Below are 17,365 nucleotides of genomic sequence, written 5' to 3'. Positions count from 1 at the left end.
CCCCATCCATGCACCCCGCCCTGACCCGCATCGGCGATCTCGTCCTGGGCACCGAACGCAAGGTCCGCCTGCGCGTGACCCTGGCGATGATCGCCTTCTATGGCTACAGCGTCAGCTCGCTGTTGCTGCTGTTCGCCATCGACATCGGCCTGGTGGTGCGCCAACAAGGCCTTTGGCTGCTGGCCTACATGTGGGTGGGCATGACCACGTTCTACGTGCTGGTGCGCACGGACTGGTCATCGCGGCTGGGCAACCCGGGCATGGACCTGCCGCAATGCCTGTACGCCACCGCCGCCATCCTGTGGGCCTACATGATCGCTGGTGAGGTGCGCAGCTCGGTGCTGATGCTGGTGGCCCTGGTGCTGGTGTTCGGCATGTTCTCGCTGAAGGCTCGCGAGGTGGTGATCCTGGGCGTCTTCACCGTCGTCAGCCTGGGCGTCATCATGGCCGGCATGGCCCTGCACGATCCGCGGATCGACGCCCGACTGGAGTTCATCCGCTTCGTGCTGGCCGCCGGCACCCTGCCCGCCGTGTCGGGCGTGGCCTACTACGTCAGCCAGATGCGCGCGCGTCTCATCGAGCAAAAGGGCGAACTGGCCCACGCCTTTGCCCTGCTGCAGGAGGTCGCCTCGCGCGACGACCTGACCCGCCTGGTCAACCGTCGCCACATGCAGCAGCGCATCGAGGAAGAAGCCGCGATGCAGTTGCGCAGCGGCGAGCCTTTCTGCCTGGCCCTGATCGACCTGGACCACTTCAAGCGCGTCAACGACCAGCATGGCCACGCCGTGGGCGACCAAGTGCTCAAGGAGTTCGCCGAGGCCGCCCTGCAAGCCCTGCGCAAGACCGATGTGCTGGCCCGCTGGGGCGGTGAGGAGTTCTTGCTCCTGCTGCCCAACGAGCACCCTGACAGCGCCCAGGCCGCGCTCATGCGCATCGCCAAGTGCCTGAGAACCCACCAGCACGGGCTGGACGCCAGCGGGCTGCCCGTGACCTTCTCGGCCGGACTCACCAACCACCCCAGCGGCGAGCCTCTGCGCGAAACCCTGGAGCGCGCCGACCAGGCCCTGTACGCCGCCAAGGCGCTGGGCCGCAACCGCACCGAGGCCCGACTCGCCCCTGCCACCGTCGCCCCCACCACCACCGCCCAGGCAAACACCTTGGCCGATGCCCGGCAAGTGTGAGACAGTTGAGCCTGAGCCACGGGGCACACCACCTCCCGGGGCCCGGCTGTCAAGCTCCGGTGGTGTCTGTCCTTCAGATCCATGCACAGCCCTTCAGCTTCCGCCCCTGACGACACCCTCGTCCCACTTCTCACCCGCCTGGCCACCGTGGATGGCCGGGGCATGTCAGGCTGGGAGCTGGTCCAAGCGCAGTTGACCGAGTTGATGGCTTTCACCGGCAGCCCTTGCGGCTTCGTCGGCGACATCGCTGACCCCGCCTCGGGCCGCCAGTGCCAGCTGCACAGCGCAGGCCCTGTGGTCTGGCCCAACGACCCCCGTCAGGCCCCGTCCACCTTGTGGGCCACCGTGCTGGACACGGGAGGGCCGGTGGTGAACAACCAGGTGGATGCCCAGGTCATCGAGGGGGTGCACAGCCACATGGCCCTGCCCCTGCTGCGCGGGGGCCAGGTCATCGGCATCCTGGGACTGGCCAATCGTCCCGGAGGCTACAGCGAGGCCCTTGCCGCGCAGCTGACACCCGCCCTGGCCCTGATCACCGGCAGCTTCGCGGCTTGGCAGGCCGAGCATCGCCAGCGGGAGGCCCTGGCCGCCCTGGGCACCGCCCGCGACACCCTGCGCAGCACCGAAGAGCAATACCGCCAGCTGTTCGACGCGGCGGGCGTGGGCATCACCCGTTGGTCCTTGAACGGCCGCTTCCTGGACGTCAACCACCGCTTCACCGAAATCACCCGCCGCACCCGAGAACAGCTGCTGCAGCTGAGCCACCACGACATCACCCACCCCGAAGACCAGGCCACCGACGAAGCCCTGGAAGCCTCGGCGCTGGATGGGCAGCGCCAGCGCTACGGCCTGGAGAAACGCTACGTGCGGCCTGATGGGCAGGTGGTCTGGGTGATGCTGTCGGCCACCCTGGTGCGCGATGCTCAAGGCCAGCCCCTGCACTTCGTGGCCGTGAGCGAGGACATCACCGAGCGCCGCCAGTATGCAGAGGCCATGAACTCGGCCAAGGCGGCCGAACGCGCCAACAAGGAGAAAACCGATTTTCTGTCGCGCATGAGCCATGAGCTGCGCACGCCGCTGAACGCCATGCTGGGCTTTGCGCAATTGCTGCGCGTTGACCCCACCAACCCGATCAACGACACCCAGCGCAAGAAGGTCGGCCACATCGAGCGCGCGGGCGCCCACCTGCTGGCCATGCTGACCGACGTGCTCGACCTGTCCCGCATCGAGGCGGGCGGCCTGCCCCTGGTCCTGGAGCCGCAGCGCCTGTCCGGCGTGCTGGAAGAGGCCGTGGCGCTGGTCAGCAACCAGGTCACCCAAAGCGATGTGCAACTGCTGCTCACGCCGCCCACCGATGACCTCTTCGTCAAGGCCGACCAGGTCCGCCTGCGCCAGATCCTGGTCAACCTGATGACCAACGCCGTCAAGTACAACAAGCCGGGCGGGCGCGTCATGATCGAGGCGCAGGGCGTGCGCTCCTACGTGGTCATCACGGTCAGCGACACCGGGCGCGGCTTGAGCGAAGAGCAGCAGGCCCACCTGTTCGAGCCCTTCAACCGCCTGGGCGCCGAGCGCACTTCGGTCGAGGGCACCGGCATTGGCCTGGTCATCGTCAAGCGCCTGATCGACCTGATGCGTGGCCGCCTTGAGATCAGCAGCCAGGTGGGCATCGGCTCCAGCTTCCGGGTGTGGCTGCCCGCCGCGCTCAATCCCCAACCTCAAGCGGCCGATTCCGTCGCAGGCCGCCTGAGTGGCCGTTCGGGCTTCGGCACTTTTGACGCGCTCAACCCCGGCACCCTGACCCTGCTCTACGCCGAGGACAACGTGGTCAACGTGGAGCTGGTGCGCCAGGTCATGCACATGCGACCCAAGTGGCACATGGAAGTCGCGCGCAACGGCGCCGAGGCCATCCAGATGGCGCGCGCCAGCCCGCCCGACCTGCTGCTGCTGGACATGCACCTGGGCGACATGAGCGGCCTGGATGTGTCTGACGTGCTGGCACGCCGGGCTGAAACCGCTGGCATCCCGCGCGTGGGCCTGTCGGCCGATGCCATGCCCGATCAGATCAGCGCCGCGCGCGAACGCGGCTTCCTGGATTACCTGACCAAGCCGCTGGACGTGGCCCGCCTGCTGACGTTGCTGGACCGCTATGCCGAGCAGTTGATCGCGCAGAGCGACGAGGAATCGGCCGAAGAAGGCTGAGCCGAAGGGGCTAGCTCGGGCGGCTCACCAGTTCAGGTCGCTGAAAAACCGCCCACCGTGGAACACCAGCGGCGCCGCGCCCACCCGGCGGTTGCAATGCGCCACCTGACTGACGAAGATGACGTGGTCGCCCGCGTCGTGGTGGCTGCGGTGCGCACACTCGAACACCGCCACGGCCCCGGGGATCACGGGGGCGCCGGTCAGGCCCTCACGCCACTTCACGCCCTCGAAACGGTCGATGCCTTTGCGCGCGAAACGCTCGGCCAGTTGCCGCTGGTCGGCCGCGAGCACGTTGATGGCGTAATGCGTGGCCGACAAGAAGGCGGGCAAGGAGGACGATTGCCGCGCCAGGCTCCACAGCACCAGCGGTGGTGACAGCGACACCGAGTTGAAGGAGTTGGCCGTCAAGCCCACCAGCACGCCCTCGGGGGTGCGGGCCGTGACGATGGTCACCCCGGTGGTGAACTGGCCCAGGGCCGCGCGGAACTCTTCGGGCGTGAACGGCGTGCTCAAGGGCGCGGGCGTGTCAGCGGCGGCGGGGTCGGAAGGCAGGGACATCGGGGCGTTGATCGGGTCATTTGGCGGGGCAAGACCACAGTGTAGACGCCCGCCCGGCGCGCGTCACAGCGTGGGCCGGTACATCCACACGGGCCGCCCGCCTTCCAGCGTCAAACGGGCCTGCGGCTTGAGCGGCACACCGCTGGCATCCACCGCCTCGAACTCCAGGCTGACCAGCCAGGCGCCGGGCTTGAGTTCACGGCGGGCCTTGTCCACCGCGCGGGGCATGGACTCTGGGCGCTGGAACAGGTAGACCATGTCAAAGCCCGACCAATCGGCCGCCCACATGTCGGCACGGCGCACGCTGGCCCAGGGGCAGCGCAGGCCACACACCAGGCGCCACGGCCAGCTCCACTCGATGCCGTGCAGTTCGGCAAGCGGGTAGGCGCGGTGCAACTCGGCCAGGCCATCGCCCATGCCGCAACCGGCGTCGAGGATGCGGGCGTTGGTGGGCAAAGGGGCGTGTTGGGGCAGATCGGTCAAGGCGCCACGCGGCGTGGGGAACACCGGCGCATCGCGCCAGGCATTGACGGGGTAGGCCAGCAGCAGCAGGCCCAATGGCGCCAACCAGGCCCAGGCGGGCAGGCCACTGCCCTGCCCCAAGGCCAACGCTGACAAGGGAAATCCACCGGCCACGAACACGCGCCGCCAGGGTGTGGTGGCCACTTTCGGCAGCAGGGCCAACAAGGCGCCCAACGCTGTGGGCAAGGCCAGCACCGCCCACAGCGGCGCACCGGCCCAGCGCAAGGCAAAGCACAGGCCCCAGGCCAGGGCCCAGCTCAGCAAGGCGGGCAGTGGCCAGGGCCCCATGCAGCTCGTGTTTTGGCGTGCGCGCGCGTCAGGCCTGTGGGCCGCCGCGCAGCTTGTCGATCAAGCCGTTGAGCTCTTCCAGGCTGCCGAACTGGATGGCCAACTCGCCCTGCTCGCCACGCTTGGTGCGCTTCTTGACGCGGATCTCCAGTTGCGCGGTCAGCAGGTCGGACAGCTCTTCTTCCAGGCGCAGCACGTCGCGCGACTTGTCGCCCTTGATGCGCATCAGCGGCGTCTGTCGGCCTGCCCCGATCTGCTTGTTGACCAGTTTTTCAGCATCGCGCACGCTGAGCTTCTTGCCCGCGATCTCGTGTGCGGTGGTGACCTGCTGGGCCTTGTCGAGCGACAGCAAAGCGCGGGCGTGGCCCATGTCGATGTCACCGGCCATCAGCATGCCCTGCACCGCGTCGGCCAGGTTCAGCAGTCGCAGCAGGTTGCTGGCGGCGCTGCGCGAGCGCCCCACCGATTGCGCGGCCTGTTCGTGCGTCATGCCGAACTCCTGCGTCAGGCGTTGCAGGCCTTGCGCTTCTTCCAGCGGGTTCAGATCTTCGCGCTGGATGTTCTCGATCAGCGCCATCACGGCGGCCGATTCGTCGGGCACATCTTTGACCAGCACCGGCACTTCGGTCAGGCCCGCCAGCTTGGCGGCGCGCGAGCGGCGTTCACCCGCGATGATCTCGTAGCGCCCCTCGCCGATGGGCCGCACCAGGATCGGCTGCATGATGCCCTGGGTGCGGATGCTCTCGGCCAGCTCGTACAGCGAGCCTTCGTCCATGCGCGTGCGGGGCTGGTACTTGCCCGCCTGCATCAGCGACAGCTTCAAGGTCGTGGGGGGGCCTTCGGCCGCGGGAGCCGCCGGGGTGTCGCTGACTTTGGGGCCCAGCAGGGCCTCCAGGCCCAGACCCAGGCCTTTGGATTTTTTGGTCGCCATAGGCCGGGATTGTCCTTCAGTTTCTACAATGGCCGCTCCTCAGCCCCAGCTCCGCTTTGCACGGAGCGCCCCGATCATGGCCCGTTTTTTGTTGTCCTGGGAATTAGGCGGTGGTTTGGGGCACGCTGGTCGGCTCAAGCCTTTGACGCAAGAGTTGATGCGGCGGGGTCACCACGTGGACCTGATGCTGCGCGAGCTGGTCCACACGCATGAATTGCTGAAGGACCTGAAGGTGCGCACCTTGCAGGCGCCGGTCTGGATGCACCGCGTGATGGGCCTGCCCGACCCGCAAGCCACGCTGGCCGAGATCCTGCTGGCCAATGGCTACTTCGGGGTCGATGCCCTGAACGCGCTGGTACAAGGCTGGAAGGCCGTGCTGGAGCTGACCCAACCCGACGTGATGGTGGCCGACTACGCGCCCACCGCCTACCTGGCCGCGCGCATCATGGGCATCCCCGTGGCCACCGTCGGCATCGGCTTTTACCTGCCGCCCGACACCGCCCCCCTGCCCTTGTTCCGCGACTGGGAGCCCATCCCAAAAGGCCGCGTCGAGCACTCCGAAGGCGAGGTGCTGCGCAACGTCAACACCGTGTTGCAGATGAATGGCGCCCCACCCATCGAACGGCTGGCCACCATCCTGCGCGGCGAGCGCCCGCTGCTGTGCACCTGGCCCGAGTTGGACCACTACCGGCGCGGCGCCCTGCCCGAGGGCGAGCATTACCACGGCCCCACCTTCTTGCCCAGCGGTGGCCAGGCGCCCACCTGGCCCGCGGGCGATGGCCCGCGTGTGTTCGCCTATGTCCGCAGCGCCCACCCCGACCACGCGGCCGTGCTGAAGGCGCTCGACCAATTGGGTTGCCGCACCTTGTGCTACCTGCCGGAAGTGGCGGGCGGCATGACGCCCCCCGTGGTCAGCGCCAACATCCACTACGCCAGCGGCCCGGTCCACCTGGGCCAGACCTTCCCGGACTGCCAACTGGTGGTCTGCCACGCTGGCGAAGCCACGCTGGCCCAGGCCCTGCTGGCGGGCGTGCCGGTGCTGTTGCTGCCTACGCAGGCCGAGCAGTTTTTGATGGCGAGGTGTGTGGAAGAAACCGGGGCGGGCGTGAACGCGGCGCAGCGCAAGCGGCCGACTGATTTCAAGGCCTTGATCCAGCAGATGCTGAACACGCCAGGCCAAACACAAGCCGCGCAGGCCGTGGCCGATCGCTACAAAGACTTCACCCACGAAGGCCAGACGCTGGCCCTGGTGGACGAGTTCGAGTCACTGCTCAGCAGCGGGGCGGCTTGAGGACCGCCCCCCGCTGAGCGGGGTCGTCAGCTCAGGCTGGCTGGCGACGGCGGCGGGCCATCAGGCCCAGCACGGTGAAACCGGCCAGGGCCAAAGCGTAGCCTTCGGGTTCAGGCACGGCCGAGAAGGTGACGATGTTCGGCAAACGACCGGCTTGTTGGCCCAGGTCATAGACGCCACCGCTGAAGCCGTCGAAGCCGAACGGATCGCCGCTGCTGGCGTGCGAGCCGCTGGCTTGGTCCACAAAGGTCTGGCCGCCCACCGTGTAGGTGTAGCCGGGGATCACTTCATTGTGCTCGGGGATCACCACTTCGTGCGAAGCGCCGTAACCACCACCGTAGCCGCCATAGCCATCACCGTAGCCATAGCCACTGCCGTTGTCGTACACGGTGTAGCGCTGCTCGGGCACGAAGACGACCTGGTCAGGCACCGTGATGGTTTGCTCGGGCACCGTGAAGCTGCCATTGCCGGTGGCATCACCACGGGCGTAGGTTTGCAGGTCGTATTGCAGGGCAATGGTTTCACCCGCGCCGATCACACCCAGGTCGATCGAGAACAGGCCGCCAGCGATGGTGTAAGTGCTGGGGTTGCCGCCGCCCGAGGGCAAGGCTGGCGTGTACAGATCCTGGCCCGACAGCAGCAGCGACGTGCCCGCCGCCGTGGTGGTCAGATCAGCCTTGCTGCCCCACACCGAGGTGCCATTGCTCTTGACATTGAACTGGATGCCCGAAGACACGTACTGCGAACCGGTGATGTTCGAGCGGATGTCGTTTTGCAACAGACCGGGGATGATGAAGAAATTGAAGGTCGCGCGCTGAGCGGTCGCCGTGTTGTTGGTGACGTTCTGGACGATCGAGAACAGACCGTTCACGTCATACACACCCGCGCCGGACGAACGGCTGCCGAAGGTGGAGTCAGGGCCACCGTAGGTGTGGATGCCCGACTGGTTGCTGCCGTACTGGAAATCGAGCACATCCACGTTGTACACGCTGGGGGCCGACGAGGCGGCGGCCAGGGGCACGGTGGCGCTGCCACCCAGGCTGTAAGAAGCCGTGGCGCTGACAGATTGCGTTTCCACGACCTGGGCGCTGGCCGATGCGTACAGGGCGAAGCCAATGGCAGCGGCCAAGGGACGGAGGGCCAGACGGCAGAACGTGGTTTGCATTGCGTGATTTCCTGAGCGGGAGTATGTTTCAGAGCGTAACTGATGCACCACCATAAAACACTCCCCGGTTCATGGGGATGTGGCGCACCACCTCGCAACATCCCCTTGCAGGGCCACCCAGCCCTGTGCCCAATCCCCGTGCCCGGAGGCCTCGTTGACGTGCCCGGCATCACCCAGGTCCCGCAGCTCAGCGCCCCAATCCTGGGCCAGCGCCTGGCTGCGCTCAAACGCGGCGTAGGGGTCGGTGCGCGAGGCCAGCACCAAGGCCGGAAACGGCAAACGCTGACGGACCACGTTGCGCCACCCGTGCAATTGCGGTGCGGCGCTGGCCGGATTGGACTCGCCATCCAGGTCGGGCGGCGCCACCAGCCAGGCCCCTTTGACCCGCTGCGTTTGCCGTGAATGCGCCGCCCAGGCCGCCACCAGGTGGCAGCCCAGGCTGTGGGCGATCAGGATGGCAGGATCACCGGCGTCGGCCAGCAAAGCCTCGTCCAGGTTCATCATCCAGTCGCCACGCTTGGGCCAGGCCCAGTCGTCCTGATCAACTTTCAGGAAGCGGGCTTGTTCCCCGTGGAGCTGCGGCCAGCGGCTTTGCCAATGGCCCGGGCCGGAGTCGTGCCAACCCGGCAGGAGCAGCAGCCGCGTCACGCCAGCGACTTGTTGGCCACCCGCTCGACCACTTCCTGCGCAAAGGCCACGAAGGCCTGCGCACCCTTGGAGCTGGAGTCAAAGACCACACCGGGCACGCCATAGCTGGGCGCTTCGGCCAAGCGCACATTGCGCGGGATCACGGTGTCGAACACCTTGTCGCCAAAGTGCGCCTTGAGCTGGTCACTCACCTGCTGCTGCAAGGTGATGCGCGGGTCGTACATCACGCGCAGCAGGCCAATCAACTGCAGATCGCGGTTCAAATTGGCGTGCACCTGCTTGACGGTGTTGACCAGGTCGGTCAGGCCTTCGAGCGCAAAGTACTCGCACTGCATGGGCACGATCACGCCATGGGCGCAGGTCAGGCCATTCAGGGTGAGCAGGCTCAGCGAGGGCGGGCAGTCGATCAGCACGAAGTCGTAGTCGGCCGCCACGTCTTCAAGCGCGGTTTTGAGCCGACGGTCGCGGCGCTCCAGGGGCACCAGTTCGATCTCGGCGCCCGCCAGATCGCGGTTGGCACCCAACACGTCGTAGCCGCCCTTGGGGCTGCGTTGGCGCGCCTCGGCGATGGTCACGTCTTCCAGCAGCACGTCGTAGACGGTGTGCGTCAGGGTGCGTTTGTCCACCCCGGAACCCATGGTGGCGTTGCCCTGAGGGTCCAGGTCAACAATCAGGACACGCTGGCCGACTTGGGCCAAGCCGGCCGCCAGGTTGACGGTGGTGGTGGTTTTGCCAACCCCACCCTTTTGATTGGCAATGCAGAAGATGTGCGGCATGCCACCATTATCCCTGCTGCCGGCGCATCCAGACCAAGCAACGCTCGGCTTCCAGGCCGGGAACCTTCAGTTGTTCCACGTGAAACACACTCACGCCTTCGGGCAAGGCGGTGATCTCGTCCGCCGGGTGCTTGCCTTTCATGGCCATCCACACGCCTTGCGGTGCGAGCAGGTTCTGGGTCAAAACCACAAAGTCATGCAGGGATGCAAAGGCCCGGGAGGTGATCACTTGCCAGGGCTTGGGCTTGAGGTCTTCCACGCGGGCATGCTCAGCCTTGAGGTTGGGCAGGCGCAACTCGGCCGCCACCTGGCGCACAAAAGCGGCCTTTTTGGCCACGGCGTCCACGCACACCACCTCCAGTTGCGGCATGGTGATGGCCAGCACCACGCCAGGCAAACCACCGCCACTGCCCACGTCCAGCACGGCCGCAGGTTGGCCTTGCAGGTGCTGCCACAGCGGTGCGCGCACCACCAGGCTGTCCAGCAAATGCAGGCTCAGCATCTCGGCCGGATCGCGCACCGCCGTCAGGTTGTAGGTCTTGCCCCACTGCCCCAGCATGGCCACGTAGGCCAGCAACTGCTCGATCTGATGGTCGGTGAGCGGCGGGGCGGCGCCCAGGTCCAGGCCTGCCAAGGCATGGCGAAACTCGGCGGCCAGGTCCAGGCCGGTGGATGTAGGTTTGACAATGCTCATGGGATCAAGGCTGCGTTCAGATCAGACTGGTGGCTTCTTCGGGCACACGGTCAAACCCCTTGAAGCGCCCCTTTTTCAGGTGAATCAGCAGGAGGGAGATCGCGGCCGGCGTCACTCCGGAGATGCGAGAGGCCTGGCCCAAGGTCTCGGGGCGGTGCTTGCTCAGCTTCTGGCGAACCTCGAAACTCAAGGCCTGCACCTGCTGGTAATCCAGCTCCGCGGGCAACTGCAAGTTCTCGAAATGCGCCGAACGCTCCACCTCGTCGTTCTGCTTGTTGATGTAGCCCGCGTATTTGATGCTGATCTCGACTTGCTCAATCACCGCGTCAGCCAGCGATTGGCCCAGCTCGGATTCCAGCGCGGCGCGCGACACCGGCACTGTTTCACGTGAAACAGTGCCCTGCCCCGCCGCCAGCTTGTCGGCATTCAGCGCAGCTTGGGACTGGCGCGCGATGGCGCTGACTTCCGCCACGCCGTCAAAATGCACCGTCGGCCTGCGCAGCAGATCAGCCAAGCTGTACTCACGCTCCAGAGCCTTGCCCACCAGGCGCTCGGCATCGGCTGCGGGCAAGGTGGCCGGGCGAACCCACTGGGTGCGCAGGCGCTCTGTTTCACGTGAAACAGCATCGCGTTTGCGGTTGAACGCCACCCACCGCGCGTCATCCACCAGGCCCAATTCGCGGCCCGCTTCGGTCAAACGCATGTCGGCATTGTCTTCGCGCAGCTGCAAGCGGAACTCGGCCCGGCTGGTGAACATGCGGTAAGGCTCGGTCACACCCTTGGTGATCAGGTCATCCACCAGCACGCCCAGGTAGGCCTGGTCGCGCCGCGGCAACCAGGCCTCCCGGCCCTTGGCCTGCAAGGCGGCGTTCAGGCCCGCGAACAAACCTTGCGCGCCTGCTTCTTCGTAGCCAGTGGTGCCATTGATCTGACCCGCGAAGAACAAGCCCTGGATGGCCTGGGTCTCGAAGCTGGATGTCAGTTCGCGAGGATCGAAATAGTCGTACTCGATGGCGTAGCCGGGGCGCAGGATGTGCGCGTTCTGCAAACCGGGCATGGATTGCAGCGCGGCCAGCTGGATGTCGAAAGGCAGGGACGTGCTGATGCCGTTCGGGTAGAACTCGTGTGTGGTCAGGCCTTCAGGCTCCAGGAAAATCTGGTGCGTGTCCTTGTCGGCAAATCGGTTGATCTTGTCTTCGATGCTGGGGCAGTAGCGCGGCCCCACCCCCTCGATCACCCCGGTGAACATGGGACTGCGGTCAAAGCCAGAGCGGATGATGTCGTGGGTCTGCTGGTTGGTGTGCGTGATCCAGCAAGGCAACTGCGCCGGGTGCTGCTCGGCCGAGCCCATGAAGCTGAACACCGGCACGGGGCTGGCACCGTCCATGCCGTCACCAGGCTGCTCGGTCAACTGGCTGAAGTCGATGCTGCGGCCGTCGATGCGCGGCGGCGTGCCGGTTTTCAGGCGGCCTTGCGGCAGCTTCAGCTCCTTCAGGCGCGCCGACAGCGACACCGCAGGCGGATCGCCCGCCCGGCCCGCGCTGTAGTTCTGCAAGCCGACGTGGATCTTGCCGTCCAGGAAGGTGCCCGCCGTCAACACCACCGTTTTGGCGCGAAAGCGGATGCCCACCTGGGTCACAGCACCCACCACACGCTCATTCACCCCATCCGACTCCACCATCAGATCATCGACCGCCTGCTGGAACAGCCACAAGTTGGGCTGGCTCTCCAGTCGGGTGCGGATGGCCGCCTTGTACAGGATGCGGTCGGCCTGGGCCCGGGTGGCCCTCACGGCGGGGCCCTTGGAGGAATTCAGGATGCGAAACTGGATGCCGGACTCATCCGTGGCGGCCGCCATGGCACCGCCCAGCGCGTCGATCTCCTTGACCAGGTGCCCCTTGCCGATGCCGCCGATGGACGGGTTGCAGCTCATCTGCCCCAGCGTCTCGATGTTGTGGCTCAGCAGCAAGGTGGCGCAGCCCATGCGGGCGGCGGCCAAGGCGGCTTCGGTGCCAGCATGGCCGCCACCCACCACGATGACGTCGAATTCTTTGGGGTACAGCATGGGCCACCTCGCGCAAGTCAGGGAAATTGCCTCATTTTTGGGCAACCTGGGATTGTACTGAATTACCCCTGTCAGCGGGGTCGAATCGCCTGGCCAAGCCGCAACCCCAAGGCAAAGGGGTTTACACGCAAGAATGATTCGCAACAAAGCCCATAAACTGCGGTGAGGACGACGCGTGGTGGCGTTGTGCCATTCAAACCATTCAGGAGGATTCCATGAAAACACCATCCATCAAACACGCCTTGGCCTGGAGCGTTCTGGCGCTCGCTGCCACCCAAACCCACGCCGTGGTCGAAGCGGGCCATGTGTCCCTGGACACCACGCTGCGCAATGACCTGCCCTCTTCCCCCATCAATTTCTCACTGCGCGTCGATCAAACGCCGGCGGGTGACTATGCCGCTGTGCTGTTGTACCTCGCGTCGGGGTCGCTCACCGGCGTCACCTACACCGCGGATGAAGGCGCCGACGTTTTCCTGGTCCAGGAAGGTGATGTGTTCAAGAACGAAGCCATCGGCAGCAATCCAGCGGCCACCTTCATCTATGGCACATCCTCCGCCCCCGGCACTTTGGGTGCCCCGGTCTACGTGGGCCAGGACTTCTACCTGGGCATCCGCACCCGCAGCTTCTCTGACCCCGGCTTCGAGCAAGCCGTCACCGACAACACCCTCGACACCTTCTTCACCACCTTTGGCTGGGCGCATTTCGGCGTCAACGCTCAGGGCGAAGTGCAATTGTTGGGCAGCGCCATGGCCTTCCGCGAGGGTGGCATCATCGTCGGCACCTTGCAGGCAGTGCCCGAGCCCAGCACCTGGGCGCTGATGGGCGTCGGCCTGGCAGGGCTGGCCTGGCGTGCTCGCTCAGCCCGTGGTCAAACCAGGGCGTGAGTGAAACTAGGGGGTTGCAAAGCCAGCGCGCTTCGTTAGGATGCCAATCCAACAAGCGCTGTCATCGCGAAAAACATTAAAACAGGGCTTTTTTTCCAGAGCGCCGCGGTGACCGACCGACAATGCAGGCCATGAACTGCCGCCCAGGCTGCGCCGCGTGTTGCATTGCCCCCTCCATTTCATCTCCCATGCCGGGCTTGCCACAAGGCAAGCCCGCTGGCGTGCCCTGCCCGCACCTGGACGCTGATTGGCGTTGTCGCTTGTTTGGCCTGCCCGAGCGGCCCGCCGTGTGCGGATCGTTGCAACCCTCACCCGACATGTGTGGCGCCGATCGGCAGCACGCCATGCAGTGGCTGACCCGGCTGGAAGCCGACACCGCCTGCTGAGCGCCCCAAAACAGCGCCCCCAAAACACCCCGACAAAGAGATCAGCGGGCAGATTTGAATGCCAGATCGGCATCGTCAGCTGCTGCCGCCCCGCGGGTCATGGGCCGACGGTCCAGCAACTCTTCAGGGGGCACGCCCGTGGGCGAGCCGGTCAGGGCCTTCATCTCGCGGCGCAAATCTTCGGTCGTCAGGCCCCGGCCATCAGGCGCCCAGCCTGGTGGCATGAACATGTAGCCCAGGGCATCACGCAAGCGCCGCGCGCGGAACACGTCCTTGAAGATGCCGATCCATTCGCTGAACAGGATCTTCAGCGCGCTGTGGGTGGTCACCTGCTTGACCAGGCCGTAGCGGATGGGCACGCCTTCCTTCTCGGGCACATAGGTGCCGAACAGGCGGTCGAAGATCATGATGGTGCCGCCGTAGTTGGCGTCCAGGTATTCCACGTTGGCGGCGTGGTGCACGCGGTGCGCCGACGGCGTGTTCAGCCAGCCTTCCATCCAGCCCATCTTGTCGATCAGGTCGGTGTGGATCCAGAACTGGTAGGCCAGGTTCACCCCGTAGGAGATCAGCACCGCGTCGGGCGAGAAGCCAAAGAAGCACTGCGGCGCGAAGAACACGAAGCCGCCCGAGATCTTGCCCGTGACCGACTGCCGAAAGGCCGCCGCCAGGTTGTACTGGTTGCCCGAATGGTGGATCGAGTGCGAGGCCCAGTACCAGCGCACGCGGTGGCCGGTGCGGTGCAACCAGTAGTAGAAGAACTCGGTGCACAAGAACATGGCCACCCAGCCCCACCAGGTGTCCATCGGCACGGTGAACAGGCGGTGCTCGTAGGCCCAGGCGCCGAAGGGCAAGGCCACACCGATCACCACACCCATGGGAATGGACTCCACGATGGCCCGGCACAGGTTGATGCGGATCGTGGTCCAGAACGCCTTCCAGTCGTAGGCCTCGGGGCCACGGGCACGTGCAATCAGCACGCCTTCCAAGGCAGTGATCAGCACGGCCGACGAGCCGAGGATCACCATCATGGTCTGAACGGGGGTGAGTGAGGGCAACATGTGATGCGCTTCGTCTAATGCGTGGACTACAACCCCCAACCATACGGACTTGCCCGCAACTTGTCTTCGGGGGAAGCCCTTTCAGTCCGGCATTAACCCCGCATTTGAGGGGCGTCCACGTAATACCACCGCCCACCTTCAAGGACAAACGCGCTGACTTCGTGCAAACGGTGGGCACGGCCACCCAACTTGCTGCGCGCCACGAAGTCCACCGTGCCCTGGTCTTCACCCGTCATCACAGCCTGGCGAACCTCCAGACCCAGCCATTTCAAGCCGGGTTCGGGCGCCTCGATCAGGGACGGGCGGGTGGCGGGGTGCCAGGTGCTCAGCAGGTAATCGCGCAAATCTTTGACGAAGGCGCTGTACCTCGATCGCATCAAGGCCTCGGGCGTAGGCGCCTGCCCCGCCAACGGGCCCTGGTGATAACGCCCGCAGCAGGCCAGGTAGGTGGCGGGCAATCCGCAAGGGCAAGGCTCGGGCGTCGTCATGGCAAAGGGCTCGGGGGCAAAAAGCCCTATCGTATCGGTCATGCCCCTCGCTTACACCCCGCCCCACCCTTTTCGCCTGGATGGCCGCCTGGCCCTGGTCACCGGTTCGGCCCGTGGCCTGGGCCTGAACATGGCCCACGCCCTGGCCCAGGCCGGTGCACAGGTGCTGGTCAATGGCCGACACGCAGACACCGTCAACGCGGCCGTGAACGAGATCCAGGCCTTGGGCGGCCAGGCCCACCCCGCCGTGTTCGACATCGGCAGCGCCGACGCGGTATCCCGCGCCATGGCCGACTTGCGACAGCGCCATGGTGCCCTGCACATCCTGGTCAACAACGTGGGCCAGCGAGACCGGCGGGCCCTGGACGATTTCGCGCTGGACGATGTGCGTCGCCTGCTGGAGGTCAACCTGGTGGCGCCCTTCGAGCTGGCCCGGCAGGCCGCGCGCCTCATGCCCACGGGGGGCGACACGAGCATGGGCGGTCGCATCATCAACATCACCTCGATCGCCGGGCCGATTTCACGCGCGGGCGACGTGGTCTACACCACGGCCAAAGGCGGGCTGGACGCCCTGACCCGCGCGCTGGCCGCCGAGCTGGGGCCGCGCGGCATCACGGTCAACGCCGTGGCCCCGGGTTACTTTGCCACCGAAGCCAACCACGCCATGGTGGCCGATACCGCCGTGGCTGAGTGGCTGGGCAGGCGCACCTCGCTGGGCCGCTGGGGCCGCCCCGATGAAATCGCCGGGGCCGTGGTGTTCCTGGCCTCAGGCGCCGCCAGCTACATCACCGGCCAGACCCTGGCGGTCGATGGCGGTTACCTGGCTCATTTCTAGATCGGCGCGGTGCGCATCGGTCTCGGCCATGCGCTCGCGCAAGGTCACGTAGATTTCGCACACCCCGCGCAGGTAAACCAAGGTGGGCAGCACCAGGCCCAGCGCGAACACCACGCCACCACCCACCGACGCCGCTGAGATGTAGGGCACGGCCTCGGCGGGCACACTGGCCACCGGCACGCCACGCAGGCTGTGGCCGAACAAGCCCGCCATGAACAGCTCGGGTGCCACGTCCACGTCCAGCAGCCAGATCGACAACAGCGCCATGACGCGACCACCCGCGATGACCACGAAGCTGGCGCCGGCGCCGACCAGGGCGGTGACCACGCTGAGTGACGCCATCAACACCGCCGCCTGCAGCAACTGCTCACGGATCAGGCGCCACAAGATGCGCGGACTCTCGAATGACGAGGCCCCGGCCCAGACCGAGGGCCCGGCCAGCGGCCCCACGATGGAGGCCCCCGCCACCAGGGCCAGCCCAAGCACCATCACCGTCAAAGGCACCACCACCACGAACAACCAGGGCCCGACCTTGGGCAGCGAACACAGCCAGAACAAGCCCAGCACCGCACCCGCCAGCACCGCGGCCGCCAGTGAGATCACGACCAAGGTCACCAGCAGGCGGTGCGCGATGCCCAGGGCATCTTCCAAGGCCTGGCCCACGTCTCGGCCGGGCCGGCCCATGGCGCGGTCCATCAACAACAGGCCGGCGGCGTTGCTGCCGTAAAACGCGATGAACAAGGCGGCCGCCCCCTGCCCGATGGCCCAGGGCAATTCGCTGCGGGCCATCGAGGCCTGGGCACTGGCCACTGCCAGCCCCGTCGCCGCGAAACTGGCCAGCAGCACGTACATGGCGCGGCCATCGCGGATCGCCTCGACACTGGCCAGCACCCGGATCAGGGCACGCCACCAGTCAAACCGCTGGGCAAAAGACAACCCTTGCGGGTGATGAAAAGAGGTGGTGGGCATGGGGCAAATGATAGGGGCAAGCCCTTAGCCAGGATTGAGGGAGAAGCACAACAGCCGGGTCAGTGGGTTGACATATGCGCACAAATAAGGGTTGAAAACGCTTGAAAATATTGGCCAGACAATAAAGTCTCACCCATAATGTGCGAGTCTGTGTCTGGAAGCGGCACCTTCGATGGAATGGGTCCTGATGGGTTGAAGCTCCACATGGTTACTTTGAAAGGAGCTCTCTCGTGGGCAACAAACTTTACGTGGGCAATCTTGCCTACAGCGTGCGCGATCAGGATCTGCAAGATGCTTTCTCGCAATTTGGAGCAGTCAGCTCCGCCAAGGTCATGATGGACCGCGACACCGGTCGCTCCAAGGGCTTTGGTTTCGTTGAAATGGGCACCGACCCAGAAGCACAAGCTGCCATCAATGGCATGAA

The 17,365-nt window shown here is 65.9% G+C and carries 18 protein-coding genes; 7 read left to right on the top strand and 11 right to left on the bottom strand.

Going from position 1 to position 17,365, the window contains the following annotated elements; translation table 11 throughout:
- Positions 1-8 precede the first annotated feature (8 nt).
- Together Q7V20_RS17555 and Q7V20_RS17550 are read left to right on the top strand one after the other, a co-directional pair.
- Complete coding sequence (locus Q7V20_RS17555) at positions 9-1,181, top strand: diguanylate cyclase domain-containing protein (protein WP_304794146.1); 1,173 nt, start codon at positions 9-11, stop codon at positions 1,179-1,181.
- Between the two features lie 81 nt (positions 1,182-1,262).
- On the top strand, positions 1,263-3,383 hold the full coding sequence (locus tag Q7V20_RS17550; protein WP_304794143.1) for an ATP-binding protein: 2,121 nt from the start codon (positions 1,263-1,265) through the stop codon (positions 3,381-3,383).
- Positions 3,384-3,407: 24 nt separating this feature from the next.
- Here the strand turns inward: Q7V20_RS17550 and Q7V20_RS17545 are convergent, their stop codons facing one another.
- From Q7V20_RS17545 to Q7V20_RS17535, 3 genes are all read right to left on the bottom strand, one after another.
- The gene (locus Q7V20_RS17545) at positions 3,408-3,941 is read right to left on the bottom strand and encodes a flavin reductase family protein (RefSeq protein WP_304794140.1); all 534 of its coding nucleotides are present in this window, start codon (positions 3,939-3,941) and stop codon (positions 3,408-3,410) included.
- Positions 3,942-4,004: 63 nt separating this feature from the next.
- Positions 4,005-4,751, bottom strand: a complete 747-nt coding sequence (locus Q7V20_RS17540; RefSeq protein WP_304794137.1) for a trans-aconitate 2-methyltransferase — start codon at positions 4,749-4,751, stop codon at positions 4,005-4,007.
- 28 nt (positions 4,752-4,779) lie between these two features.
- Entirely contained in the window at positions 4,780-5,682 is a 903-nt protein-coding gene (locus Q7V20_RS17535; RefSeq protein ID WP_300549649.1) for a ParB/RepB/Spo0J family partition protein, read from the bottom strand.
- A 76-nt stretch (positions 5,683-5,758) separates the two neighbouring features.
- On the opposite strand from Q7V20_RS17535, the gene Q7V20_RS17530 reads away from it, so the two are divergent.
- Positions 5,759-6,973: a glycosyltransferase gene (locus Q7V20_RS17530; protein ID WP_304794132.1), complete on the top strand. Its 1,215-nt coding sequence runs from the start codon at positions 5,759-5,761 to the stop codon at positions 6,971-6,973.
- A gap of 31 nt (positions 6,974-7,004) precedes the next feature.
- On the opposite strand, the gene Q7V20_RS17525 is transcribed toward Q7V20_RS17530, so the two are convergent.
- From Q7V20_RS17525 to mnmG, 5 genes are all read right to left on the bottom strand, one after another.
- Positions 7,005-8,138 carry a PEP-CTERM sorting domain-containing protein gene (locus Q7V20_RS17525; RefSeq protein WP_304794130.1) on the bottom strand — a complete coding sequence of 378 codons (1,134 nt, stop codon included), beginning with the start codon at positions 8,136-8,138 and terminating at the stop codon, positions 7,005-7,007.
- 69 nt (positions 8,139-8,207) lie between these two features.
- Positions 8,208-8,786: an alpha/beta hydrolase gene (locus Q7V20_RS17520; RefSeq protein ID WP_304794127.1), complete on the bottom strand. Its 579-nt coding sequence runs from the start codon at positions 8,784-8,786 to the stop codon at positions 8,208-8,210.
- Entirely contained in the window at positions 8,783-9,562 is a 780-nt protein-coding gene (locus Q7V20_RS17515) for a ParA family protein (protein ID WP_304794124.1), read from the bottom strand. Before Q7V20_RS17515 ends, Q7V20_RS17520 begins: the two co-directional genes overlap by 4 nt.
- A gap of 7 nt (positions 9,563-9,569) precedes the next feature.
- The gene (rsmG, locus tag Q7V20_RS17510; protein ID WP_304794121.1) at positions 9,570-10,256 is read right to left on the bottom strand and encodes a 16S rRNA (guanine(527)-N(7))-methyltransferase RsmG; all 687 of its coding nucleotides are present in this window, start codon (positions 10,254-10,256) and stop codon (positions 9,570-9,572) included.
- A 16-nt stretch (positions 10,257-10,272) separates the two neighbouring features.
- Positions 10,273-12,321, bottom strand: a complete 2,049-nt coding sequence (mnmG, locus tag Q7V20_RS17505) for a tRNA uridine-5-carboxymethylaminomethyl(34) synthesis enzyme MnmG (protein WP_304794118.1) — start codon at positions 12,319-12,321, stop codon at positions 10,273-10,275.
- 215 nt (positions 12,322-12,536) lie between these two features.
- Here mnmG and Q7V20_RS17500 point away from each other — a divergent pair, with 215 nt between their 5' ends.
- Together Q7V20_RS17500 and Q7V20_RS17495 are read left to right on the top strand one after the other, a co-directional pair.
- Positions 12,537-13,205: a PEP-CTERM sorting domain-containing protein gene (locus Q7V20_RS17500; protein WP_304794115.1), complete on the top strand. Its 669-nt coding sequence runs from the start codon at positions 12,537-12,539 to the stop codon at positions 13,203-13,205.
- Positions 13,206-13,336: 131 nt separating this feature from the next.
- On the top strand, positions 13,337-13,591 hold the full coding sequence (locus Q7V20_RS17495; protein ID WP_304794113.1) for a YkgJ family cysteine cluster protein: 255 nt from the start codon (positions 13,337-13,339) through the stop codon (positions 13,589-13,591).
- Positions 13,592-13,632: 41 nt separating this feature from the next.
- On the opposite strand, the gene Q7V20_RS17490 is transcribed toward Q7V20_RS17495, so the two are convergent.
- Both Q7V20_RS17490 and Q7V20_RS17485 read right to left on the bottom strand, forming a co-directional pair.
- A complete protein-coding gene (locus Q7V20_RS17490) occupies positions 13,633-14,649 on the bottom strand; it encodes a sterol desaturase family protein (RefSeq protein WP_304794110.1) in 1,017 nt (338 codons plus the stop codon).
- A 92-nt stretch (positions 14,650-14,741) separates the two neighbouring features.
- Complete coding sequence (locus Q7V20_RS17485; RefSeq protein ID WP_304794107.1) at positions 14,742-15,179, bottom strand: YchJ family protein; 438 nt, start codon at positions 15,177-15,179, stop codon at positions 14,742-14,744.
- On the opposite strand from Q7V20_RS17485, the gene Q7V20_RS17480 reads away from it, so the two are divergent.
- Positions 15,178-15,972 (top strand): SDR family oxidoreductase, encoded by a 795-nt coding sequence (locus tag Q7V20_RS17480; protein ID WP_304794104.1) that lies wholly within the window; start codon positions 15,178-15,180, stop codon positions 15,970-15,972. The genes Q7V20_RS17485 and Q7V20_RS17480 overlap by 2 nt on opposite strands.
- On the opposite strand, the gene Q7V20_RS17475 is transcribed toward Q7V20_RS17480, so the two are convergent.
- Positions 15,904-16,941, bottom strand: coding sequence for a hypothetical protein (locus Q7V20_RS17475; protein ID WP_304794101.1), 1,038 nt, complete (start codon positions 16,939-16,941; stop codon positions 15,904-15,906). The two genes, Q7V20_RS17480 and Q7V20_RS17475, sit on opposite strands and share 69 nt — an antisense overlap.
- 230 nt (positions 16,942-17,171) lie before the next feature.
- On the opposite strand from Q7V20_RS17475, the gene Q7V20_RS17470 reads away from it, so the two are divergent.
- On the top strand, positions 17,172-17,365 hold a 194-nt coding region (locus tag Q7V20_RS17470; protein ID WP_370652493.1), incomplete at its 3' end, for an RNA recognition motif domain-containing protein.

Origin of the sequence: Aquabacterium sp., assembly GCF_030652515.1 — a bacterium.
Classification (GTDB): domain Bacteria; phylum Pseudomonadota; class Gammaproteobacteria; order Burkholderiales; family Burkholderiaceae_C; genus Aquabacterium.
The sequence above is the reverse complement of the archived record's forward strand: the minus strand, read 5'-3'. Positions and strand labels throughout refer to the sequence as shown.

What these genes read in the sequence shown, in the direction of transcription:
- Q7V20_RS17555 (WP_304794146.1), top strand. Translation starts at nt 9, where the DNA reads ATGCACCCCGCCCTGACCCGCATCGGCGATCTCGTCCTGGGCACCGAA.
- Q7V20_RS17550 (WP_304794143.1), top strand. Translation starts at nt 1,263, where the DNA reads ATGCACAGCCCTTCAGCTTCCGCCCCTGACGACACCCTCGTCCCACTT.
- Q7V20_RS17545 (WP_304794140.1), bottom strand. Translation starts at nt 3,941, where the DNA reads ATGTCCCTGCCTTCCGACCCCGCCGCCGCTGACACGCCCGCGCCCTTG.
- Q7V20_RS17540 (WP_304794137.1), bottom strand. Translation starts at nt 4,751, where the DNA reads ATGGGGCCCTGGCCACTGCCCGCCTTGCTGAGCTGGGCCCTGGCCTGG.
- Q7V20_RS17535 (WP_300549649.1), bottom strand. Translation starts at nt 5,682, where the DNA reads ATGGCGACCAAAAAATCCAAAGGCCTGGGTCTGGGCCTGGAGGCCCTG.
- Q7V20_RS17530 (WP_304794132.1), top strand. Translation starts at nt 5,759, where the DNA reads ATGGCCCGTTTTTTGTTGTCCTGGGAATTAGGCGGTGGTTTGGGGCAC.
- Q7V20_RS17525 (WP_304794130.1), bottom strand. Translation starts at nt 8,138, where the DNA reads ATGCAAACCACGTTCTGCCGTCTGGCCCTCCGTCCCTTGGCCGCTGCC.
- Q7V20_RS17515 (WP_304794124.1), bottom strand. Translation starts at nt 9,562, where the DNA reads ATGCCGCACATCTTCTGCATTGCCAATCAAAAGGGTGGGGTTGGCAAA.
- rsmG (WP_304794121.1), bottom strand. Translation starts at nt 10,256, where the DNA reads ATGAGCATTGTCAAACCTACATCCACCGGCCTGGACCTGGCCGCCGAG.
- mnmG (WP_304794118.1), bottom strand. Translation starts at nt 12,321, where the DNA reads ATGCTGTACCCCAAAGAATTCGACGTCATCGTGGTGGGTGGCGGCCAT.
- Q7V20_RS17500 (WP_304794115.1), top strand. Translation starts at nt 12,537, where the DNA reads ATGAAAACACCATCCATCAAACACGCCTTGGCCTGGAGCGTTCTGGCG.
- Q7V20_RS17495 (WP_304794113.1), top strand. Translation starts at nt 13,337, where the DNA reads ATGAACTGCCGCCCAGGCTGCGCCGCGTGTTGCATTGCCCCCTCCATT.
- Q7V20_RS17490 (WP_304794110.1), bottom strand. Translation starts at nt 14,649, where the DNA reads ATGTTGCCCTCACTCACCCCCGTTCAGACCATGATGGTGATCCTCGGC.
- Q7V20_RS17480 (WP_304794104.1), top strand. Translation starts at nt 15,178, where the DNA reads ATGCCCCTCGCTTACACCCCGCCCCACCCTTTTCGCCTGGATGGCCGC.
- Q7V20_RS17485 (WP_304794107.1), bottom strand. Translation starts at nt 15,179, where the DNA reads ATGACCGATACGATAGGGCTTTTTGCCCCCGAGCCCTTTGCCATGACG.
- Q7V20_RS17475 (WP_304794101.1), bottom strand. Translation starts at nt 16,941, where the DNA reads ATGCCCACCACCTCTTTTCATCACCCGCAAGGGTTGTCTTTTGCCCAG.